The organism is Paracoccus salipaludis (assembly GCF_002287065.1).
GTDB lineage: Bacteria > Pseudomonadota > Alphaproteobacteria > Rhodobacterales > Rhodobacteraceae > Paracoccus > Paracoccus salipaludis.
This window is the reverse complement of the sequence record NZ_NSJZ01000083.1, coordinates 1-874: the sequence shown is the minus strand read 5'-3', so window position 1 is coordinate 874 and position 874 is coordinate 1. Positions and strand designations below refer to the sequence as shown.

Below are 874 nucleotides of genomic sequence, written 5' to 3'. Positions count from 1 at the left end.
GGACGACCCGGCGGACCCCCGGAACGTGGACGTGTACCTGTTCCCAGCCGATGAGGTGCGCAAGCGCTTCGACGCGTCCTACGCCGCTCGGAGCGAAAACGGCAACACGATGCGCGATGGCTTCGGCATGTGGGTCAAGCTCGACGCCGGCGACCCAAGTGTGCCCTCCCAGGTCGGCGCCGGCCTGGCTGACGACTATCCCGCGATCGCGCGGTTCAGCCTAGATGAACTGGAGGCCAGCGCCACCCCGCAGGTCGTCGAGGAAATGCCCGTGGCCCTCCAAGAGGAGGCTAGCCAAGAGGAGGCCGGCGGGTCGGCCCTCTCCACTGTGGCGGACGTGCTGACCTTCGCGCGAGAGAGGATCGCCGAGCTGACCAGGATGCCTGCGGACGCCATCAAGCTGGACCTGAGAATGGGCGTCTGAGACCTTGAAACGCTCGCTTGTGCGTCATTCCTGAGTTTCGCACGGTTTGGCGCGCTGTGGCGGATCAGGGACATGCCCTGTGCGGAACTCATGTGCGAAAGGCTGGCGCTCCATGAGTGGCCGCACACTGCTTTACGCCCCCTCCGCCTCCGCAATCCCCGGCTGATCCCCCGCCCCCTCCGACCAACTTCCCATAACACCCGTTATCGGGGGACGGCGACCGCAGGTTGATCCGGGGGGAGGTCAGCGGCGGTGCCAGGGCCACCAGCGGCGGGGCGGAGGCGCAGGGGCGCTCTGCTCTTGGGGAGCATCGCGGCGGGCCAGCTCCTGGGCCTGCGCCCTCCACTCGTCGCGGTCCCGCTCCAAGTCTGCAATCCGCTGATCCTTGCCCTTCAGTTCCGCCTCCAGCATGGCGATGCGGATCAGGGTTTCGTCGGGGGGTGGCACCTG

At 67.6% G+C, this 874-nt stretch carries 2 protein-coding genes; one reads left to right on the top strand and one right to left on the bottom strand.

Translation table 11 applies throughout. From position 1 onward, the window contains the following. The coding region (locus CK240_RS17660) for a hypothetical protein (protein WP_205957918.1) at positions 1-424 on the top strand (424 nt) is incomplete at its 5' end. A gap of 243 nt (positions 425-667) precedes the next feature. Here CK240_RS17660 and CK240_RS18815 read toward each other — a convergent pair. Further along, on the bottom strand, positions 668-874 hold a 207-nt coding region (locus CK240_RS18815; RefSeq protein ID WP_205957917.1), incomplete at its 5' end, for a hypothetical protein.